16 protein-coding genes are annotated in these 21,439 nt (G+C 54.4%); 12 read left to right on the top strand and 4 right to left on the bottom strand.

Features of this window, described 5'->3' with window-relative positions:
- From Q7U71_05830 to Q7U71_05820, 3 genes are all read left to right on the top strand, one after another.
- On the top strand, positions 1-478 hold a 478-nt coding region (locus Q7U71_05830), incomplete at its 5' end, for an ATP-binding cassette domain-containing protein (GenBank protein MDO9391276.1).
- An 84-nt stretch (positions 479-562) separates the two neighbouring features.
- A complete protein-coding gene (locus Q7U71_05825; GenBank protein ID MDO9391275.1) occupies positions 563-1,177 on the top strand; it encodes a class II aldolase/adducin family protein in 615 nt (204 codons plus the stop codon).
- 67 nt (positions 1,178-1,244) lie between these two features.
- Positions 1,245-2,060 (top strand): hypothetical protein, encoded by an 816-nt coding sequence (locus Q7U71_05820; protein ID MDO9391274.1) that lies wholly within the window; start codon positions 1,245-1,247, stop codon positions 2,058-2,060.
- A gap of 89 nt (positions 2,061-2,149) precedes the next feature.
- On the opposite strand, the gene Q7U71_05815 is transcribed toward Q7U71_05820, so the two are convergent.
- Together Q7U71_05815 and ligA are read right to left on the bottom strand one after the other, a co-directional pair.
- Positions 2,150-3,391 carry a guanine deaminase gene (locus Q7U71_05815; protein MDO9391273.1) on the bottom strand — a complete coding sequence of 414 codons (1,242 nt, stop codon included), beginning with the start codon at positions 3,389-3,391 and terminating at the stop codon, positions 2,150-2,152.
- Between the two features lies 1 nt (position 3,392).
- A complete protein-coding gene (gene ligA, locus Q7U71_05810; GenBank protein ID MDO9391272.1) occupies positions 3,393-5,399 on the bottom strand; it encodes an NAD-dependent DNA ligase LigA in 2,007 nt (668 codons plus the stop codon).
- A gap of 242 nt (positions 5,400-5,641) precedes the next feature.
- On the opposite strand from ligA, the gene Q7U71_05805 reads away from it, so the two are divergent.
- From Q7U71_05805 to Q7U71_05770, 8 genes are all read left to right on the top strand, one after another.
- Entirely contained in the window at positions 5,642-6,520 is an 879-nt protein-coding gene (locus tag Q7U71_05805; GenBank protein MDO9391271.1) for a DMT family transporter, read from the top strand.
- A gap of 221 nt (positions 6,521-6,741) precedes the next feature.
- Positions 6,742-6,918, top strand: a complete 177-nt coding sequence (locus tag Q7U71_05800; protein ID MDO9391270.1) for a hypothetical protein — start codon at positions 6,742-6,744, stop codon at positions 6,916-6,918.
- 208 nt (positions 6,919-7,126) lie between these two features.
- On the top strand, positions 7,127-8,890 hold the full coding sequence (locus Q7U71_05795; GenBank protein ID MDO9391269.1) for a metallophosphoesterase: 1,764 nt from the start codon (positions 7,127-7,129) through the stop codon (positions 8,888-8,890).
- Between the two features lie 87 nt (positions 8,891-8,977).
- Entirely contained in the window at positions 8,978-9,547 is a 570-nt protein-coding gene (locus Q7U71_05790; protein ID MDO9391268.1) for a pseudouridine synthase, read from the top strand.
- A 93-nt stretch (positions 9,548-9,640) separates the two neighbouring features.
- Positions 9,641-10,780 carry a hypothetical protein gene (locus tag Q7U71_05785; protein ID MDO9391267.1) on the top strand — a complete coding sequence of 380 codons (1,140 nt, stop codon included), beginning with the start codon at positions 9,641-9,643 and terminating at the stop codon, positions 10,778-10,780.
- Between the two features lie 18 nt (positions 10,781-10,798).
- Positions 10,799-12,379 carry a kelch repeat-containing protein gene (locus Q7U71_05780; GenBank protein MDO9391266.1) on the top strand — a complete coding sequence of 527 codons (1,581 nt, stop codon included), beginning with the start codon at positions 10,799-10,801 and terminating at the stop codon, positions 12,377-12,379.
- A gap of 68 nt (positions 12,380-12,447) precedes the next feature.
- On the top strand, positions 12,448-14,037 hold the full coding sequence (locus Q7U71_05775) for a kelch repeat-containing protein (GenBank protein MDO9391265.1): 1,590 nt from the start codon (positions 12,448-12,450) through the stop codon (positions 14,035-14,037).
- Positions 14,038-14,056: 19 nt separating this feature from the next.
- Positions 14,057-16,426 carry a TonB-dependent receptor gene (locus tag Q7U71_05770; GenBank protein ID MDO9391264.1) on the top strand — a complete coding sequence of 790 codons (2,370 nt, stop codon included), beginning with the start codon at positions 14,057-14,059 and terminating at the stop codon, positions 16,424-16,426.
- A 230-nt stretch (positions 16,427-16,656) separates the two neighbouring features.
- Here the strand turns inward: Q7U71_05770 and Q7U71_05765 are convergent, their stop codons facing one another.
- Both Q7U71_05765 and mnmG read right to left on the bottom strand, forming a co-directional pair.
- A complete protein-coding gene (locus tag Q7U71_05765; protein MDO9391263.1) occupies positions 16,657-18,630 on the bottom strand; it encodes an OmpA family protein in 1,974 nt (657 codons plus the stop codon).
- A gap of 135 nt (positions 18,631-18,765) precedes the next feature.
- A complete protein-coding gene (mnmG, locus tag Q7U71_05760; GenBank protein ID MDO9391262.1) occupies positions 18,766-20,718 on the bottom strand; it encodes a tRNA uridine-5-carboxymethylaminomethyl(34) synthesis enzyme MnmG in 1,953 nt (650 codons plus the stop codon).
- 152 nt (positions 20,719-20,870) lie between these two features.
- Between mnmG and Q7U71_05755 the strand changes: the two genes are divergently transcribed.
- The gene (locus tag Q7U71_05755) at positions 20,871-21,314 is read left to right on the top strand and encodes a hypothetical protein (GenBank protein ID MDO9391261.1); all 444 of its coding nucleotides are present in this window, start codon (positions 20,871-20,873) and stop codon (positions 21,312-21,314) included.
- Positions 21,315-21,439 lie beyond the last annotated feature (125 nt).

Raw genomic sequence — 21,439 nt, 5'->3', positions numbered from 1 at the left:
CGTGTTCCTGTTCTCCGGGGACATCAAGGGCAACATCCGGCTGAACAAGGATCTGTCCGATGAAAAGGTGAGGGAGATCGCCCGCCAGGTCCACGCCGACACCTTCATCGAACGGCTGCCGCAGAAATACGACCAGGAGGTCAAGGAGCGGGGGGTGACCCTTTCTTCCGGGGAGCGTCAGCTGCTGTCCTTTGCCCGGGCCCTGGCCTTTGACCCGCCGGTGCTGGTGCTGGACGAGGCCACCGCCAACATCGATTCGGCCACCGAGAAGCTGATCCAGGACGCCCTGGATATTTTGATGCGGGGCCGCACCTCCATAGTCATCGCCCACCGGCTCTCCACCATCAAGCACGTGGACCGGATCTACGTCCTGCACAAGGGACAGATCAAGGAAGTGGGCACCCACCAGGAACTGCTGAAGAAGCGCGGGGTCTACTACAACCTCTACCAGCTGCAGCACGGCAAAGAATCCGAATGACCGGAGCTTTTTATAAGGAAGCCAGGAGATCATGAAATTATTCCTGCATTCATGGCTTCCTGATAAGTTAAGAAAGGACCATTGATGATTGAACCTCGAAAAGAGATCATCCGCGTTTGCCATAAGCTGGACACCCTGGGCTTCGTGCCCGCCACCGACGGCAACGTCTCGGCCCGGCTGGATGGCCAGAGGATCCTGATCACCCCTTCCATGCTGCGCAAGGGGGACATTCGTGAATCCCAGCTGCTGGTGACCGACCTGGAGGGAAAGGTGCTGGCGGGACGGGGGAAACCCTCTTCGGAGATCAAAATGCACCTTTATGCCTACAAGATGCGGCCGGACGTCAAGGCCATGGTCCACGCCCACCCGCCCTTTGCCACCGCCTTTGCCGCCGCCGGGCTGGACTTAAAGGCTCCCCTGCTGCCGGAGGTGGTTCTGACCGTTGGCCCAGTTCCCCTGGCCCGGTATGCCACGCCCTCCACGGAAGAAGTGCCCCGGTCAATGGCGCCATTGATCAAAGAACATCAGGCCCTGCTTTTGGCCAACCACGGGGTTTTGGCCCTGGGCCGGAGTTTGGAGGAAGCCTTGCAAAGAATGGAGCGGGTGGAGCACCTGGCCAAAATATCCTTTTTGGCACAAGCCCTGGGCCGGCCGAAATATTTAGACAAAAAACAATTGCAGGGACTGCTTGACTTGTAATTAAAAATATAGTATATTTTTAGCATGTAATGATAACGAACCACTAATTCAATAAAAGGAGCTACGGATGAAACAGATCAAACTGTATTTGGCCTTGGTTATGATCGCTCTGGCGGCCTTCGGTTGCAGCAAGGACACCCCGACCGAGACGCCCCCGCCAACAGCGGACCCCGCCGTTACCCAGCAAACCTATGCCGCCAGCGCCGGGGAAGGCATGGCCACGGCCTGCGATGCCGGCATCAGTGATTTCAGCGGTTATCTTTCCGGATTTAAGAAAACCTCCGGCAAGGCAGACTATGATAGCACTTATTGGTGGGGGCCCGATGGCAGCGGATGGTATTACTTGTATTGGAACACCTCCGGGATCATCTACCCCGACAGCGCCGGCAGCGACACAACCAACTATTCTTGGCTGTGGAAGATCAAATTCAGCCCGACGGTCGTAGCTCCAGATACCGTGGAGTGGTACTGGACATATAGCGATACATCCACCGCCTACTTTGAGTATCATGGCAAGGTTATGCATGACTATGACGCCTTGCATATCAAGGGATTCTGGACCTGGGGAGTATATTCACCGGCCAGCTACGATTTCACCTGGTCATTTACCTTCGACAGCGTCAGCATCGCCGCCAACGATTATCAGGGACATTATACTCTTACCTGCAGCAATTGGCCCTGTTACACCGGCAGCGGCTATGAACTGGGCACATTAACCGGCGACTACCGCTTTACTGTTGATGGTTCCGGCACAGGCTCTCTCTCCCTAAATAGCACCGAAGTGGTTCGTTATGTGTTCTACGCCATGTCAGACACCACCAGGGGCTATTACACCTTGCTGGCCGAAAGCTGGGCCACCCAGCACAGTTTTGGATCAAAATAATATTGCGTCTATGGCGCATCAAATAAGGCGGGAGAGCTTTGCTCTCCCGCCTTATTTATTGTCCTCGCTGGTAATGCCTGATCAATCTATTACTGGACAGTTTTGGGCCAAACCCTCCGCCCGGCCACAAAGACCTGCACTATCTCCCGCTGGTCCCATTTAAAGATCAGGTCATACAACAACTCTTCGGAACCGGGAGCCTGCATGTCCGACATCCTTATCACCGAAAAGTCGGCCTGCTTGCCTGCCTTCAGGCTGCCGATGTTTTTCTCTAGTCCCAAAGTTTTGGCACCGCCCAATGTTGCCAGATAGAACAGCTGGGCCAAAGGCATGATGTTAATGTAATAGGCGTCGCGCATCACGTCGAACATGGAGAAGGACGGCCCGGCCCCCACATCGCTGCCCAAAGCCAGCCGGGGATAATCCTCCCACTGCTCCACCGGAAACCTGCCCGAATGCAGGAACAGGTTGGAGGACGGGCAATGCACCATTGCGCAGCCCCGCTTTTGGACCAGCAGTCTCTCGCTCCGGGAAAGATGAATACCATGAGCCAGGAGCGTCCGGGGGGTCAAAAGGCCGGCCCGGTCGTAGACCTCGGCATAGCTCTTGGTTTTTGGGAAAAGTCTTTTTACCTCGGCCAGTTCCTGTAGGTTCTCCGAAATATGGGTCTGGATGTGAACATCGTATTTATTGGCGAAATCGCCCGCCGCCTTCAGCAGTTTTGGACTGCAGGATGGCGCGAACCTGGGGTTGATCGAAAAAAACAAACGGCCGGATGCCTTATGATATCTTTCATAAAGCCTCCGGCATTCTTCCATTGCGGTTTCAGGGTCTTGCTTAAGTTCTTTGGGCACGTTTCGGTCCATCAGGGTGTACCCGATGATTGCCCTGACCCCCGCCCTTTCGGCCTGCTCAAATGCCGCCCGGACCCCGGCCCCGTAATTGGTGTACAGCGCGGCGCAGGTGATCCCGTTGGACAACAGCCGTTGGTAGAATTTTTTAGAGACCAGGGCGGCGTGTTTGGGGTCCTTGCACTTGCGCTCGGCCGGAAAAATGTGGTTCTTTAGCCAGCCCAACAGGGTGTCGCCGCTGCGGCCCCGCACATAGTACTGGGAAAGGTGGGTGTGGCAGTCTATCAAGCCCGGGATGATGAAGGCGCCGGGTGGGACCTTTATTATTGCTGCGCCCAGCATTGGCGCCTGCTGGCGCTGTCCGCAGTACAGGATATGCCCGTCTTCATTGAATATCAGGGCCCCGTCCTTTATAAACCTGCACTTTTGGGGGCTTTCCGGGTTGAGTATCCCGGCGTTTATCTGGTATCTTTTGACCACCTTAACTTGACTTCAGCAGGTTTTCAAATTCCGTCTCATCGACCACCCTCACCCCCAGCGTTTTGGCCTTGTCCAGTTTGGACCCCGGTTCGCTGCCGGCCAGCACCATGGATGTCTTCTTGGATACCGAGGCTGTCACCTGCCCGCCCCGGCTGACGATCAGCTCGGTGGCCTGCTCCCGGGTGTAGTTCTGCAACGATCCCGTCAAGACCACGGTCATACCGGCGAAGGTCTGGGGAACTTCTGCCCCATCGGCCGACTCCAGGTTGACCCCGGCCTTCTTAAGTTTATCCAGGACCTGCCGGTTCTTCCTATTGGCAAAGAAATTCTCCACCGAACTTCCCACCGCGCCGCCCAGGCCGTAGATATTGGAGATGTCCTCGCAGGTGGCTTTCTGCAAGTTATCCAACGACCGGTATCTCTGGGCCAGCAGCCGGGCCGCCTGGGCACCCACATTGTCAATTCCCAAAGCCATTACCGCCTTCCAGAAGGGATTGTTCTTGCTTTTTTCGATCCCCTCCAAAAGGTTCTCGGCCGACTTCTTTCCCATCCGCTCCAGCTTCATCAGCTGCTCGCCGCGGAGGGAGTAGATATCCCCATAATCATTGATCAGCCCGCCGTTGACCAGCGCTTCCACCATTGCCGTGCCCAGGCCATCGATGTCCATGCAGGAGCGCGAGGCAAAATGCTCTATCCGCCCCTTTACCTGGGCCGGGCAGGAGACATTGAGACAGCGCCAGGCCGCCTCTTCCGGATTGCGGGTAAGCGGCTCGCCGCAGGAGGGGCAATTCTTGGGCATCTTCACCGGTTTGGCATGGGACGGCCTCTTTTCCAGGACTACCTTGATTATCTGGGGAATGATCTCCCCGGCCTTTTCCACAAAGACCGTGTCCCCGTAGTGAATGTCCTTTTTCACCAGCTCGTCCTCGTTGTGCATCGAGGCCCGGGCCACGGTTGAGCCCGACAGCAGCACCGGTTCAAGGATGGCCACCGGCGTCACCACCCCGGTTCGGCCCACGCTGAACTCCACATCCTTAAGCACTGTGGTGGCTTGCCGGGCCGGGAACTTGTAGGCCATGGCCCAGCGGGGACTGTGGGCGGTGGCGCTTAAGGCTTTCTGCTGGGCAAAGGAATTGACCTTGACCACCATCCCGTCGGTCTCGTAATCCAGCTCGTCCCGCTTGTTCTCCCACTGGTCACAGTAATCGATCACGCTCTGGATGTCCGGACAAAGTTTGATGAAAGGGTTGACCTTGAACCCCGCCTGTTTGAGGGCTTCCAGGGTGGAGTAGTGGTCTTGCAGCGCCGCCGGCGCCTGCCCCACCCCGTAGATGAAGACGGAAAGGCGGCGCCGGGACACAGCCTGGGGATCAAGAAGCTTAAGGGTTCCGGCGGCGGCATTGCGGGGGTTGGCAAAGGGCGCTTCGCCCGCTTCCTCCTTCTCCCGGTTAATGCGTAAGAACTCCTGGCGCGGCATATAGACCTCGCCCCGGGCCTCCACTTCCTGCAGTCCGGCGGCTTTGGGTGATAAAGCGAGCGGAATGGCTTTGATGGTCTTTATGTTGGCGGTGACGTCGTCGCCCTTGGTCCCGTCGCCCCGGGTGGCGCCCTGATGTAACCTGCCATTCCGGTACTGCAAAGACACCGCCAACCCGTCTATCTTCAGCTCGGCCACGTATTCGTATTTTTGCCCCTCCAGGATCTTGGCCACCCGGGCGTCGAACTCTCTCAGCTCGTCGGCTGAATAGGTGTTGTCCAGCGAAAGCATCTGCGTCTGATGGTTCACGGTCTTAAAGGACTGCAGGGGCTGGCCGGCCACCCTTTGGGTGGGCGAGTCTGTGGTGACCAGTTCCGGAAATTCCCGCTCCAGCCCCTTCAGCCGCTGCATCAGGGCATCGTACTCGCGATCGGAAATGGAGGGATCGTCCAGCGCATAGTAGCGGTGGTCGTGCCCGGCTATCTCGGCCCGCAGTTTTTTTATTTCCTTTTCGGCTGTTTCCCGGTTCATCTGAATACTCTGAAGGTTATTGTGGAAAATCATGTAAATCCTGTCTTTCCCGGATGAGCCCCGGTCCGGTCATCCCAGGTTTTCCTTGACACCAATAGCATACTATATTATAATGATTTCGTCAAGACACAAGATGCACCTCGCCACCATGGCACAAAGACACCAAGCTACATCGTGCATTGTAACTTGTGAATGGTAATCTTTGTGCCTTAGTGTCTTTGTGGCAAAAGAATAACTGATAGATGAACAACTTTTCCAAAAAACAAATATTCACTGTCCTGATCCTGACCCAGGTCGTGATCAGCGCCACCTACATGATGGCCAAGTTCGCCCTGCGGGAATTCTCGCCGTTATCCCTGGGCGTCTACCGCTTCCTGCTGGCCGGGGCGGTGTTCGCCGGGCTTTTGCTGTGGCAGAAAAAATTTATCCTGCCGGCAAAGGAGGACCGGAAGACCTTTCTGCTGCTGGCCTTTCTGGCCGTGCCCTTGAACCAGGGGCTTTTCCTGTATGGGATGAAATACACCTTTGCCGCCCACGGCGCCCTGATGTACGCCGCCACGCCCATCATGGTGCTGCTGCTGTCATCACTGTTCCTGGGCGAGCGGCCCACCGCGCTTAAGATCACCGGGATAGCCCTGGGATTTCTGGGCATCATCCTGGTGCTGTTCGACCAGGGAATTCACCTGTCGGCCCGGACCATCAAGGGCGACCTGCTGCTGATCGTGGCCGTCATCACCTGGGCGGTTTACACCATCATCAGCAAAAAGCTGTTGAAGAAGTATCCCCCGCTGGTGGTCACCGGGTACGCCCTGGGCCTGGGCGCGCTGATGTTCGTTCCCTTTGGCCTGCCCGCGGTGATCCGGCAGGACTACGGCCAGATAACCAGGACCGGCGTACTGTCGCTTTTGTACCTGGCGCTGATGACCTCGGTGCTGGGATACCTGGTCTGGTCCTGGGGACTTTCCAAGCTGGAGGCCACCAAAGTTTCGGTTTTTTCCAACCTTCAGCCGATAATAGCCGCATTGCTGGGTTGGGCCTTTTTGAGCGAGCCCATCACTTTGAGATTCGCCATCGGGGCGGCGGTGGTGATCGCAGGAGTGTTCCTGGCCGAGAAGGGCTGATCTTTTGAACCCTGTCGCGAGGCATGGACCGCGTAGTGCGGTATGTTTTGCATACGATGGGAACGACCAGATTTGTGGCCAATATTGCGATCTAACTTAATGCCAGAAAAAGCCGGAAAAATTATTTCCGGCTTTTTTTATTTTTATCTTGCATACGCTTGTTAATTGTAGTAACATAAATTGTTCATATAATAGTTGATGGCCTGTTATCAAAATACATTATGCCTTTAAAACAGATCTTCAACGGCTTTACCTTGGGCTTCATTTATGCCTTGGACGCTGCCATGAACTCCGGCATGCTGGAGACCATCATTACCAACGGCGAGATCTGCCTGATTTGCGCCTGTCTGTCGAATATTGCCCCGGCCTGCCATAAAAGATCATCGGTAAAACATTAAGACCCCCAGACTGCCATCTTTGGTCAGCCCTTTGGGGGCTTACCTTTTTGGGCTAATTTTCATGAGGGCATTTTCCTTCCTATTGATATGTTTTCCGGCAAAAAAGATGAAACCGGAGAACGGATTTAAGTCTCTAATGCTTTAGAATAAGGACGAATTGCGTCTTCACCGAGAAATAATTACCACCTAAAACTCCATCGGAGGCATTATGAAAAGATCCCTGCTGTTCCTTTTGCTCCTCGCAACGGTCCTGAGCCAGGCTGGTTGGGCTGCCAAAAAAGCGAAGACAACCTTTGCCGAACCACCCCGGGACAATTTCCGGTTTGTGGTGCTGGGAGACCGCACCAACACTCCCAACCAAAAAGCCTTTGAAATGGTGCTTAAGGATATTGAGCGGATGCGTCCCGATTTTGTGGTGACGGTGGGCGATCTGATCGAGGGCTACAAGGATTCGGCCGGAACGGTCAGGGACTGGGACCAGACCCTGCCGGCGCTCAAACTGCTTTCCTGCCCGGTGTATCTCACCCCCGGCAACCATGACATTACTACCCCCGATGTCCGCAACCTTTTCATTAAAAAGACCGGCCGCAATCCCTACTACTCCGTTGACCACCAGAACAGCCATTTTATCATAATGGATAATTCCCTGGTGGAAACCGCCGACAGGCTGGATGAAGCCCAGTTCAAATGGCTGGAGAAGGACCTAAAAGCCCTCAAGAACAAGGCGGGGATCTACGTCTTTATGCACAAGCCCCTCTGGGCTGCTGGAATAGGGGCCGGCAAACCTGACCGGCTGCATGACCTTTTTAAGAAATACAAGGTGACCGCAGTGTTTACCGGGCACTGGCATCAATATGCTTCCGAAGTTTACGACGGCATCCGCTACGTGGTGATGGGCAGCTCCGGTTCGGAGATCGGACCGTCAGAGAATCCCAGCCTGGCTGTCTTTTACCAGTATCTTTGGGTCACCGTCAAGGACGGGAAAGCCAGCCCGGCGCTGGTGCGGGCCGGGAACACCTTTGATCCGGACTGGGTCAACCTTAAGGAAGAGATTTTTGCCTATAATGGGATCTGGCCGGCCGTTGAATTACGGGGACCTTCATTTCTTGAAGGGAAAACCCCCAAGGAATTCCAAGCGGACCTGAAACTGTTCAATATGACCGACAAGAACATCAAGACCAAAGTGCTTTGGGAAATAGGCAAGAATTGGCAAGCCCTTGATCCGGAGACCGAAGTGGAGATCGCCCCGGGAGATACCTTGAAAAAATCCTTTAAATTCAAAGGCTCTGGTATTTTATATCCCCTGCCCCTGATGAAAGTATCCTATCCTTTCGGCCGGGACAAGTTTTTCAACATAGAAAAATACGCCCCGGAAATTGCCAAGATAATCGAATGTCCCAAGACCAAGAAGGCCCCGGAGATCGACGGCAACATAGACGGCAGTGAATGGTGGGGGGCGGCCAAGGCGGTGGAGTTCTGCCAAGCCTATACCGACCCCGCTCAAACTGATTCCACAAAGTTCTATTTCCTGCACGATGCCGAATACCTTTATGTGGCGGCGGTATGCCGCGACACGGCCATGGCCAGGATCAAAGCAACCATGACCGTCCGTGACCAGCCGGTCAACAGGGACGATTATGTCGGCTTTTTCCTGGCGCCCGGCAAGGACACCGTTTACCAGATCTATGTCAACCCGATGGGCACAATCTGGGACCAGATGGTGGACAACGTCCGCGACGTAAAAAATGAGGGTTGGAACGGCAATTACCAGATTCAGTGCGCCCGCAAGGATAATGAATGGATCATGGAAATGAAGCTGCCGTTAAAGGACATCGGCTTGGCGAAACTTGGCAAAGACAGCCAGCTTCGGATGAACCTCCGGCGCAAGCAGCAATCCAAGAATCAACTAGTTTTTTGGACATACAACTGGGATTACCTCACCCAGAATTACGGCATCTTAAAATTCAAATGACGGAACCGGGCCTTCCCTGGCCCTAAATTACTTGACCTCTTCTTTTCTCTCTATGGGGAAGGGGATCAGAAAGATTACCCCTTAAACATGCTCATAGCCTTCAACAAGCCCTACGGAGTGCTGTCGCAGTTCACTGCCGACGGCTCCAAAAACACGACCCTGGCCGATTTCCGCTTTCCCAAGAACATCTACTCCCTGGGCCGGCTGGACGCCGACTCCGAGGGTCTGCTGTTTTTGTCCGATGAGCCGGAACTTAACGCTCTTTTACTGAACCCCGAGCGCGGACACTCCCGCACCTACTGGGCCCAGGTGGAGAACATCCCTTCGGACCAGGCCCTAAAAATACTCCAGGCCGGAATCGTTGTCGAGCAGCAGGAAACCCTGCCCTGCTCGGTGATGATCCTGTCCCCCCAGCCGGAGATCCCCGCCCGCATCCCGCCCATCAGGGTCCGGAAGAACATCCCCGACTGCTGGCTGGAGATCACCTTGACCGAGGGGAAGAACCGCCAGGTGCGCAAGATGACCGCGGCGGTGGGTCATCCCACCCTGCGTCTGATCCGGGTGAAGATCGGCAATTATTCCCTGGGGGACCTTAAGACCGGCCAGTGGAAGGCTATCGACAAGAAGACCAGGATAAAAATATTTGCCGGCCGGTGATCCTTTTAATTGCCCGGCAGACCACCGCCTCCCTTACTGTTGGGACTGGGCAGTCCTTCGGGCTGTCGATAAAAAACTAATACGGATCATTCTATGAAATTTGTATTCCGGGTGGCCGCAGTTTTGCTGGTTGCCGCCGCCGCAATGTTCCTGTTCAAGGCTTACCAAAAACACCGGTTGAAATTGGAACAGACGGCCCGGCGGGAACAGGCGGTGGAGCTTTCCAACCGGGCGGTGGCACTTTCCCAAAAAGGAGAGTTTGCGCAGGCGGCCAGACTCTTGAAACAGGCCCTGGGCCTGGCACCGGGAGACTCCGGGATCCGGGCCAATCTGGCCACGGTATACGGCAATGAGATGGTCTTGAACTACCGCCAGGGCGATTTCCAAAAAGTGCTGGAACTGGGGGCCGCCGCCAGGCAGGATTCTCTTATCAGCTCCGTCATATATTATCTTAATGCCCAGGCCTTTTGCCTGGACAACCGGAACGATTCGGCCATCTGCCTGCTGGAAACGGCCAACCGCGCCCTGCCCAACAACGCGGACATCGTCCAGCGCCTAGCCCAGTTAACCAGGGAGAACCAGACCGAGCAGGGCTTTGAGCAGGACCGCAGCGGTTATTTTGAGATCCGGTTCGAGGGGGCGGAGAACCGTGAAGTGTCCGGCCAGGTGCTGATGCTGCTGGAGGAGATACGGGACCGGGTGGGCAGCGAGCTGGGTCACCGCATCCGGGGCAACACCAGCGTCATCCTCTACAGCGACCAGCAGTTCCGGGACATCACTCATCTGGCCTCCTGGGCCGGCGCCGCCTTCGACGGCCGGATTCGGATCCCGGTGGCCAATTACCAGAACGACCGGCAGCTGCTTAAGAATGTGCTGACCCATGAATTCACCCACGCCGCCATCTACGACATGACCGGCGGACGATGTCCCGCCTGGCTGAATGAGGGCCTGGCCATGCTGCTAGAAGGCCTGGTGCCAAAGGCGCAGGTTTATCTCCCCCTGCAGGAACTGCAAAAGCCCTTTACCGGATTGGAGCCAGACCAGGCCCTGCAGGCCTACAAGGCCAGTCTCTCGGCCGCCTATTATTTGACCAGCCAGTACGACTGGGCCTTCGTCCGTTTGCTTTTTTCCAAAATACAGCAGGGTTCCGGTTTCGCCCCGGCCTTCAGGGAAACTTATGGAATAAGCGTTGATGAATTTGAGCAGCGTTGGAAAGACAGTCTTAACAAATAAAACCTCGGAGGTTGTACAATGTTGCGAAAATATTGTTTTGCGGTTCTTCTGGCCGGGCTGGCTCTGGCGTTGCTCTCCTGCACCAAACGCAAGCCGGAGGAGATAGATTACGCGCCCGACTCTCCGTTCAACCCTTACCCGCCGGACTGCGCCACAAACGTTGACCACACCACTCTGGATGTTACTTTACGCTGGACCGCCACCGACCCCAATTCCGGCGATGTCCTGACCTATGCCATATATTTTGACACCCTGAATCCACCCGAAACTCAGATGATTTCCGGCTTATCGTCGCCGAGCCATTTCATGACCGGGCTAAGCTATAATACCACTTACTATTGGAAGCTATATATCACCGACGACAAGAGCGTAACCACCTCGGGACCGGTCTGGAGTTTCACCACCTTGCCGCATGCCAATACCGCACCCGTTACTCCAACTTACCTGGAGCCGTTAAATGATACCATTGGCACTTACCCCACCTTACAGCTGGCCTGGAGCAGTTCAGAACCAAATGGGATAAGCGATACTGTGAATTTTGACATATATCTCGGTCCGACCGTTGTCCCCTCGCTCATCAAATCCACTCCGGGCTTTAGCTGCCTAGCCTGCTGCCTTGATTACAGCACCCTTTACCGATGGCAGGTGATCGCCACCGACAATCACGGAGCGGTAAGCGCCGGGCCGCTGGCCCGGTTTACCACCCGCGAAAGCCCCTGGTTTCTGCGAGAACCAATGCCTCTGCCGCGGCAAGGGTTTGCCACAGCTACCGCTAACAATAAGATATTCGTTATCGGAGGAACCGACGAAAACAACACCGCCACCGGAACGGTTCAGCAATATGATCCCGGGCTAAACAGCTGGACGATAAGGAATCCAATGCCTACGCCCCGTTACAATCTGGCGGCCGCCACGGTCAATGGTCTCATCTATGCCGTAGGAGGGAAAAACATCACCGACTCCATCGTCGGGGCCACCGAAGTATATGACCCGGCCACCGACAGCTGGACCACTAAAAGCCCAATGATCGTGCCCAGGTACGGCCTTACCGCCCAATCGGTGAATGGCCTTATCTATGCCGTCAGCGGCCTCTATCCTGCCATCTCCCGAATTTATGCAGTTGTAGAAGTATACACCCCGGCGACAAACCGATGGATCAAATTGAAAAAGCCCCGGGGCATAGTGGTGTGGCCCCCTTATGCCAGAATCAATACCATGTCGGGCGCGATAACCGGAAAAATATATGTTGCAGGGGGCTTCGAGCCGTGGAATAACACTTTTTCCAATGCCCTTAACATTTTTGATCCTTCAACCGGAGGTTGGTCTTACGGGATGGAACTTTCCGGCCCTCGTACTGCAGGCCTGGGCATTGTTGCTAACGGTTGTTTTTATCTGATCGGTGGCTATAACGGTGAATATTTGCGCCGGGTTGAAAAATATGATCCGGCAACGGATGCCTGGGCCTTGCGGGGGGACATGCTGAATTCCCGGTCCGGCTGTGGCGGCGGCACATTGAACAATAGTATCTTTGTGGTTGGCGGAGTTGACCCTTACCCGGTATTGATCACCGAAGAATATCAGATCGGTCTTGATCCGTGATCGTTCGGCAGATGTTGGCAAAAAGGACCTTCGCAAGAATATCTGCAGAATAAATAGAAAGGCACTAAATGAATAGATCTTTGCCACTTTTGCTTATAGCTTTTGTTATTGGTGCATGTCTGTTCTCCTGCACAAAGCGCCAGCCGGAGGAGATAGACAACGCGCCCAATTCTCCCTTTAACCCCTATCCCCCCGATAGTGCCACCAATATCGACCACACCACCCTTGATGTCACCCTGCGCTGGACCGCCACCGACCCAAACTCTGGCGATGTTATGACCTATGAGGTCTATCTTGACACCCTTGATCCGCCAGAGGCTAAAATAGTTTCTGGATTGTCCTCTCCCAGCTATTTTATGACCGGGCTAAGCTATAATACCACTTACTATTGGAAACTATATGTCACCGACGACAAGGGAGTAACCACCTCGGGACCGGTCTGGCGCTTCGCCACCTTGCCGCATGCCAATGCTGCCCCGACCGTTCCGGGATATGTCTCGCCATTGGACGGCACAACAAACGTTTACCCCACTCTGGATCTGCGCTGGAACTGCAACGACCCGGATGGCATCAGCGACACCGTGTCCTATATAATATATGTCGGCGGCACCTCTAGTCCGCCGGCAAAAGGCTCCACCTCAGATACCTCTTTTGAAGCTTGCTGCCTTGACTATAGCACTGACTATTATTGGAAAGTAGCGGCCTCGGACAACCACGGAGCAATTGCCACCGGCCCTCTCTCTGCCTTTACCACCAGGACTAGCCCCTGGTTTATAAAGGCCTCTATGCCTACGGCCCGTTACAACTTTTGCACGGCCGCTGTTAACGGCAAGATATACACCATAGGCGGCCAGCAGGCTTCCGGCAGGGTGTTGGCGGTGGTAGAAGAGTACGATCCAGCTTCAGATGTTTGGATAGGCAGGACCCCTATGCCGACAGCCAGAACCCAGGCGGCAGCGGCTGTATGGAATGGCAGCATATACGTTTTCGGTGGCCGGTCTGAAGATTATGTGTACAATATAATAGAGGTTTTCGATCCGGTTTCTAATGTCTGGTCGGTCAAAGACACCATGAACAAACACCGTTTTGGGCTGGGGGCAGGAACAGTCAATAATAAAATATATATCTTTGGGGGAGCTACCGCCATCGGCGAAGTATATGAGTATTATACAAAATCCGTTTTGGAATACGATCCCCTTACCGGCCGTTGGAACCCGAAACCTAAACGCGACATGGTCGGCGTTAGAAGTTCTTTTTTCACAACTATTTTGGGCAATCAAATATATGTGATCGGGGGAAGAACTGTCGGCACGTTAGGCAGTCCTAGCGTACCCCTAAACACCGTTCACGCTTTTGAACCCTCTACCAACCGGTGGCTTCGCAAGCCATACCTATTAAAGGCACGCAGCGACGGGGCTGCAGCTGTGGCCAATGGATGCGTTTATGTCATGGGGGGAACTACCGGCACTATTATAAGAAGGGTAGAGATGCTCAATCCTGCCCTTAATGCTTGGATTTATAAAGGAGACATGCTGAATTCCAGAATGGGTTTGGGAGCGGCCGAGAATAATGGTTATATTTACGCCATCGGGGGAAGCAACCCCTACGTAATAAGCTGGGTTGAAGAATATCATCCGTTGTCAGATATTAAAAGGTAATTTAATGACAGGAGAAGCAATGAAATTCTTCCGGATATTTGGATTAGTCCTAATCCTGCTGCTTGCGGGAGGAAGAGCCCTGGCCTTACCCGGCTCCATCAAGGGCAAGATCTATGACCAGGCCAACCATGAGCCTGTGATGGGAGTCACCGTCACGGTGGTCAACACCTCGCTTGGGGCCATCAGCGACAGCAACGGCAATTTTAACATTCCCAATATTCCCTCCGGATATTATAATCTGAGGTTCAGCCGGATGGGCTACAAGGTCATCCTAAAGAACAGGGTGCTGGTACGATCCGTCATGTCTACTCCGCTGGAGGTGGATATGGGGGTAAAACCTTTAAGCATGTCCGGAATGGTAGTCCGATCCACTTTTTTTGAAAAGACTAAGGATGCCATCTCCTCTTCCCATCGAATGGACTTTGAAGAGATCGCAGCCCAGCCCGGAGGATATTTCGACGTCCAACGGGCGGTGCAGGCGCTGCCTTCAGTAGCCTCGGTGGCCGACCAGAACAACGAGATCATAGTCCGGGGCGGGAACGCCGGCGAAAATCTTTTCCTGGTTGACAATATCGAGATCCCCAACCCCAACCATTTTTCCAAGCAGGGGGCTTCCGGGGGTGCGGTAGGCATCATCAATACCGACTTCATCCGGCAGATGGATTTTTACACCGGGGCCTTTCCGGCCAAGTACGGCAACAAGGTTTCTTCGGTAATGGATATCAAACTCCGGGACGGGGTTCGCGAAGAACAACGACTCAAGGCCGAGGGCGGCATCTCCGGACTGGGTCTTACCTGGGAAGGACCCTTTGTTCCCTCCTCTTCTTTTCTGCTTTCCTATCACAAAAGTTATCCATCGTTCATCCGCTCTCGTTTCGGCATCACCGGAATTCCCCATTATTCCAACCTTCAGGGCAAATTTGCCTACGATATAAACCCGCACCAGAAAGTGACAGTGCTGGCCCTTTACGGAAAGGATGATTACCGGCTGGATATCGAGAACGCGCTTAAGGAGGATTATCAGAATTCCGTCAACTACAGTTCCTGGCAATACACAGTGGGCGCAAGCGTCCATACTGTCTATCCTCAGGGCTATACCATTCACACCATTTCCCGCAACTTTAACCACTGGACCCAGACCGAGGCCGACACCAGCGGGATTGAAACCTACCGGGCCTATGCTGACGAGGGCGAGACCGCCTTTAAGATGGACATGGGGTTCTACCTTTCTTCCGACAAAAAGAACGAACTGGGGTTGGGGTTTGCCGTCAGAAACACCCAAGTAAACAACGATATCTGGCTTAAGCCGGATACTCTGCTGATATATGATCCCGCTACCGGAGCAGTGACAGGCACAACCAGCTATATTTACAACCTTAAAATCAATAAATATCCTTGGCCCTGGCGCTATGCCGGGTATCTGCAGCACAACTGGACACCGGTGTCATTTTTCACCCTGCGCAGCGGTCTTCGTTTCGACTATGTTGACTATACCTCCCAGATGGACATTTCGCCCCGGATCGGAACCAGTTTCCAGGTATTTGAAAACACCGCCCTTAACTTTTCCTACGGCCGCTGCTATCAGCCGCCCGACTGGTATCAGCTGGGCATAGACACCGCCAACCGCAGGCTGAAGAGCAAATACAACGATCAGTTTGTGGCCGGGCTGGAACATATTTTTGCCGAGGACATCAAGGGCACCGTTGAGGCCTATTACAAGACCTTCCGCGATGTCCCCATACAGAGGGTTCTGACCACATCCGATCCTTTGGACCGGTCCAACGTCTATGTCAACCAGGGCCGGGGCTATTCCCAGGGAGTGGAGCTGTTCCTGCAGAAGAAAGTCAAGGAGAATTTCTGGGGAACCCTGAGCTACTCCTACACCACTTCGCAGATGGAAGATCCCCGTTATCCCGGCACCTACTACGACTGGGATTATGATTACCGGAACATCGTTACCGCCATCGCCGGCTACCGCAACGACTTTAAGGAAAAACTGTGGTACGTGGACATGCGTTACAAATGGTGGTTCCTGCCCCTGTCCGTAATTCCCATTTTCCCGGGGGATGAGACCGAGTATTCCATCCGCTGGCGCTATCTGGGAGGGCGGCCCTACACCCCGATGATCATGCACCCCGAGCTAAGGCTCTGGCAGATTGACGAGCAGGTGCAGTTGAACACGGAACGCTCCGACCCATACAATCGGGTGGATTTCCACGCCCAGCGCCGCTGGTTCTGGGACAGGGTGGGGCTGGTGTCTTACTTTGAGATCGACAACCTCACCAACTACCCCAACATCTGGGAATACCAGTACACCTGGGACGGAAAGCGAAAGCCGATCTACCAGTATGGGCTCAATCTGACCGCCGGAATAATAATTGAATTTTAGTTTTCCTGCCGGGACGGGACGATTTCCCCCAGAAAACAAAGGGAAGCTGTGTCTTGGACAATTTTGGAGACCCTGGAATCAGGCAGACAATCCCAAGAATGAAACCACAGCTATAATAAATAAAAAAGAGGCCGTCCTAAAAGGAGGCCTCTTTTTCTTGCTTTCAAATCAAACTGTTATGGTGCGGACTTTTTTCGCAGTTCAATTTTAGCATGGTTCTTGCCTGCCGGTTAAAACCCCAACATCACTCCCGCTCCGCCCCTGATGATAAGATTGTTCTTGTCTATCGAACCGGCATTGACTGTGTCCGCCATCATGTACCCGGCTGACACGTCGGCTAAAATGCTTACCCTTTCGTTTACGGTAAACCTTACTCCCGATCCCAGTGCTCCGAATAAAGCTGTTCCGCTGGTTTGGGTCACACCCGACAACTTGTTTTGCCAGAACACCGCACCGGCCTCAAAGGTAACATAAGGAGACATCTTGGCCTCGGGCAGGATCGTGAAACGGCCAATGGCTGACGCCGGAACAGCAGTGGTGGTAAAATCTGCCGATCTAGGCTCCCAATCATCGGCCTCAACCCCCGACTGCCCATAACCGCCGGCCACTCCCAGCCCCCAGTACTGGTTAAGATTGTAGATCAGCCTGGCTGTGCCCGATAACCCCAGAGAGGCCGCGTCCGCCTCGCCTCCCATAAGCTTTATTGCCCCAATGGTCAGCGAAGCATCAACCACGGGCGTGGGGGCGCAGAATATTTTGAGGCTGGAGGTGCTTTCATTTCCGGCCTGGTCGGTGGCGGCCACGGTGATCACATTCTCACCTGCCTTCAGCAGTATCAGTTCGCTGAAATCCCCGGCGGCCGAAAGCAAGGCGGGCTTGCCGTTGATGGTTAATTCGGCTTTAAGGTCGGTGGAACCATCCACCAGCAGCTTAAGCTGTTTTACATTCTCTCCCATCTTGGGACGCCCGATCCGCAATCTCGGCCCTTCGACCTTCCGGACCAGCCTTAAGGTACGGGTTGGCCAGGGCTGTCCTTCCAGTCCGATTTCATCCAGGGCCGTCAGCATCCAGTAAAATACGTCGTCGGTCTTTCCCGGCTTAAGACTGAAAGATTCTTTTTCGGTGATGATGTCGGCCACCACCTCCCTCAGCTCATAATCCCGGGCCACGATCAGATGAGTTTTGACCCCTTCGCTCCGGCTCCAGGTAAACTTTATGTTTTTGGGCTTGTCGGGATTATAGAAGAACGTGTCGTTGGCCGCCGGGGCTTTAGGCATGGGCGGCTTGGGCAGGTTTTCCGCCAGTTCCGGATGCTGGCCTGACAGGCAGCGGCTCCCCTGGGCGGCTGCGATAGATTTGTCGATCGAATTGGCGGCCCGCCCCCGCCACAGGACATTGTCCTCCCACACCGATAACAGAGCGGTCCGGTCAGGTTTTGATTCCACTACAAATTCGGTGCCCTTCCCGGATACCGCAGTTGGCGTCGCCAGCGTAAAGCTTTCTTTTTTGTCCCCCAGCTTGCTGATCCTGGCGTAGGCTTTTCCGGCGATCAAGTTCAGGCCTATCTGGGCCTTTTTGTTCCCTGTCTCCCAAGACTGTTCTTCAATCACCAGGTCCGACCCGGGATTCACCCTCACCCGGGAACCGTTGTCAAACGTTACCTCGGCCCGGCCGGTGGAATCGGTTACCACTTCATCCAGGATGGTCAGCACCTGGCCCAGGCTGGCCGGCTGGAATCTGCTGATCCCTTGTTTGCGGGTAAATACATTGCCCTGGAGATAGGATAGCCTGGCGGTGCGGATCTTGGAGAGCACCGTTATTTCCACCCGGCGGTTTTTGGCCCGGTATTCATCGGTCAGGTTGGGCATCAGCGGGATCAGGTCGCCGTAGCCCTTGGCTGTCAATTGGGACGGCGCTATCCGGTGTTTGGTGGTCAGGTAATTGCAGACCGATTGAGCCCGCTGCTGGGAAAGCTTCTGGTTTTTCCTTTTATCGCCCACGTTGTCCGTGTGTCCGGCCACTTCCACCCTGGCCCCGGAGCGCATCAGGAACTGGCCCAGAGTATCCAGGGCAGACAGGGTGGCGGTTTCTATCACCGCCGAGCCGGACTTGAACCGGATGTTGGAGAACTCAAACTTGATGGCCTGGGCAAAGAGCAGTGAAGGCAGCAGAGTCAAAGCCAACAACAGCGTGTTTTTCCGCATGATGAAAACTCCTTGAGGGTTGTGTTATGTCAAAGGTTTTACTTTTGTTTAGAACTTCCCTGAGCCCGCTGATTCATTAAAGGCGCCCCTGACTATAATATACAAAAATCGCCTTTAAATATCAAGCAAAATGTTTTATGTTTTCGCCGGCCGGCCATTGCTGCGCTCCTGCGCTGGTCCTGTTTTCTTCAGATGCACCAGCAATACTCCGATGTCCGACGGGGTGATCCCCGAGATGCGGGTGGCCTGCCCGATGGAAAGCGGCCTGATGGCCGCCAGCTTTTGCCGGGCCTCGCCCGAAAGCCCGTAAACGGCGGAATAGTCCAGGCCAGCCGGAACCGCCTTATACTCCAGCTCCGCCGTCTTGTCCGCCATCTCCCGCTGCCTTTTGATATAGCCCTGATATTTTATTTCTATTTCCACCCGCTCCGTGATCTCCCGATCTAATTCCGGACGGTGCTGGTCCAGCGGCAGAAGGGATGCATAGCTTATTCCCGGGCGCTTCAGCAGGTCGTCCAGCCGGCAAGCCTCTGACAATGGCGCAGTATGAAGATCCTGCAAAATGTCGTTGGCCTGTTCCGGGAAAACTGCTTCCCGGCCCAGGCGATCGAGTTCCTTGTTGATCTTATCCTGTCTGCCTTGAAATCGTCCCCAGACATCATCGTCTACCAGCCCCAGTTGACGCCCCAGCGGCAGCAGCCTTTCCGGGGCATTGTCCTGACGCAGCAGCAGCCGGTGCTCGGCCCGGGAGGTGAACATCCGGTAGGGCTCTTCCGTGCCCTTGGTCACCAGGTCATCAATCAGCACCCCGATGTATGCCTGATCGCGGCGCAATATCAGCGGCCCAAGACCCTTGATCTTCAATGCCGCATTGATGCCGGCCAAAAGCCCTTGGGCGGCCGCCTCTTCGTAGCCCGAGGTCCCGTTGATCTGCCCGGCCAGATACAGACCGCTGATCTGCTTGGCCTCCAGGGTGGGAAAAAGCTGGGTGGGAAAAACAAAGTCGTATTCTATGGCATAGCCGGGACGCATGATCTGGGCCTGTTCCAGCCCGGCAATGCTGTGGATGAATTTTTCCTGCACCTCCTCTGGCAGAGAGGATGACATGCCGTTCAAATACAATTCATCGGTATCAAGCCCCTCCGGTTCGATGAACACCTGATGGTGGCTGCGCCCGGAGAAACGAACCACCTTGTCCTCTATTGACGGACAGTATCGGGGGCCGATGCCTTTTATCTTTCCCGAGTACAGGGGAGAGCTTCCTATGTTCTCGGAGATTATTTTATGAGTGGTCTCATTGGTCTGGGTCAGATGGCAGGGCACCTGTTCCAGCTTAGGCCATATCCGTTTCTTTTGTCCGGTGCGGGAACTGATGGTCTCGTATATTTCGGTCCGGTTGGAAAAGCACTGGGGATCATCATCACCGGGGTGCAAAGCCATCTTTGAAAAGTCAACAGACCGTGAATTCACCCTGGCCGGTGTTCCAGTTTTTAATCGGCCGAGTCTTAATCCGTTGTCAGAAAGCGACTTAGATAGTTCGGTCGCTGCCGGTTCCCCGGCCCTGCCGGCGGGAATAGTTTTTGGGCCGATGTAAATGAGCCCGTTCAAAAATGTTCCGGTGGCAATTATCACCGCCCGGCACAAGAACTCCCGGCCGCCGTCGGCCACTATCCCCCGGATCTTCTTGTTGGAAACACCCTCGTCCACCAGCAAACTGATGGCCGTGCCTTGTTTGATCTCCAAACCATCCTGACTTTCCAAAGCTTTTTTGGCTTCGGTGGAATAGATCTGCCGGTCGCACTGGGCCCTTAACGACCACACCGCCGGCCCCTTGCTTAAATTGAGCATCCGGAATTGAATCCCGGCGGCATCGGCCAGCAGCCCCATCTCTCCGCCTAGTGCGTCTATCTCTTTCACCAGCTGGCTTTTGGCCAGCCCGCCAATGGAGGGATTGCAGGACATCCATCCGATCCTGTCCAACGACATGGTGAACAGAACCGTGTTCAGGCCCATTTTAGCGCAGGCCAAAGCGGCTTCTATTCCGGCATGCCCGCCACCAATGATTATTACATCGTAATTGTTTGACATATTTGGGATATTATGATACCATATTCCGACCTTTAAAGCAAGGCAGGGTTTGGGATTATGTAAAAATTATCTGCGCCCGGGAACCAAAGCCGCCGCTATTGCATCTAACCTATATAACAAAGATTAATTTGGAAATTATAAAAGGAGGAAAAATGAAAACCATACTCAACATTGCTTTAGTGCTGGCGATCTTGGCCATGGCGATACCGGCCATCTCGGCCGAGAACAAAGACTCTTTGGCCATCCAGAACAAGATCTCGATCCAGAATGCCGGCGAAGAACAGCAACTCCAGATCCAGCACCAGCAGAAGACCCAAAAGGGAACCCCGGCCGACTCCGGACAGGGTGAAAAGAAGCAGATACAGAACAAGGAACAGACCAAGACCCAGACCAAGGCTCAGTACAAGGATGAGGACGGCAACGGCGTGGGCGACCAGAACAAGCTGCAGAAGAAAGAACAGAAGAAGACCAGAACACGCACCAAGGCCAAGAAACAGAACGGCGAATGCAACGGGAACATGGTTCCCCAGGGCGGCGGGTCTGGCAACAAGCAGGGACAGGGCTCGGGCTCGGGGACAGGCAACGGAAACAACTAAAACCAGCTCCTGAAACATTTGGCAAACCGCAGGTTTAATAATATTTAAACCTGCGGTTTTTACAGATTCAACTTCTCTAAAGAAAACAAGAAAATACAATGACGACCATACCCTCCCACGAATTA

The sequence above is a fragment of the bacterium genome (assembly GCA_030655055.1).
Taxonomy (GTDB): domain Bacteria; phylum Edwardsbacteria; class AC1; order AC1; family EtOH8; genus UBA5202.
This window is presented reverse-complemented; position numbering and strand designations above follow the sequence as displayed.

Bases quoted from the DNA above. Each gene is read 5' to 3' on its own strand.
- Q7U71_05825 (MDO9391275.1), top strand. From the start codon at position 563: ATGATTGAACCTCGAAAAGAGATCATCCGCGTTTGCCATAAGCTGGAC.
- Q7U71_05820 (MDO9391274.1), top strand. From the start codon at position 1,245: ATGAAACAGATCAAACTGTATTTGGCCTTGGTTATGATCGCTCTGGCG.
- ligA (MDO9391272.1), bottom strand. From the start codon at position 5,399: ATGAACCGGGAAACAGCCGAAAAGGAAATAAAAAAACTGCGGGCCGAG.
- Q7U71_05805 (MDO9391271.1), top strand. From the start codon at position 5,642: ATGAACAACTTTTCCAAAAAACAAATATTCACTGTCCTGATCCTGACC.
- Q7U71_05800 (MDO9391270.1), top strand. From the start codon at position 6,742: ATGCCTTTAAAACAGATCTTCAACGGCTTTACCTTGGGCTTCATTTAT.
- Q7U71_05795 (MDO9391269.1), top strand. From the start codon at position 7,127: ATGAAAAGATCCCTGCTGTTCCTTTTGCTCCTCGCAACGGTCCTGAGC.
- Q7U71_05790 (MDO9391268.1), top strand. From the start codon at position 8,978: ATGCTCATAGCCTTCAACAAGCCCTACGGAGTGCTGTCGCAGTTCACT.
- Q7U71_05785 (MDO9391267.1), top strand. From the start codon at position 9,641: ATGAAATTTGTATTCCGGGTGGCCGCAGTTTTGCTGGTTGCCGCCGCC.
- Q7U71_05780 (MDO9391266.1), top strand. From the start codon at position 10,799: ATGTTGCGAAAATATTGTTTTGCGGTTCTTCTGGCCGGGCTGGCTCTG.
- Q7U71_05775 (MDO9391265.1), top strand. From the start codon at position 12,448: ATGAATAGATCTTTGCCACTTTTGCTTATAGCTTTTGTTATTGGTGCA.
- Q7U71_05770 (MDO9391264.1), top strand. From the start codon at position 14,057: ATGAAATTCTTCCGGATATTTGGATTAGTCCTAATCCTGCTGCTTGCG.
- Q7U71_05765 (MDO9391263.1), bottom strand. From the start codon at position 18,630: ATGCGGAAAAACACGCTGTTGTTGGCTTTGACTCTGCTGCCTTCACTG.
- mnmG (MDO9391262.1), bottom strand. From the start codon at position 20,718: ATGTCAAACAATTACGATGTAATAATCATTGGTGGCGGGCATGCCGGA.
- Q7U71_05755 (MDO9391261.1), top strand. From the start codon at position 20,871: ATGAAAACCATACTCAACATTGCTTTAGTGCTGGCGATCTTGGCCATG.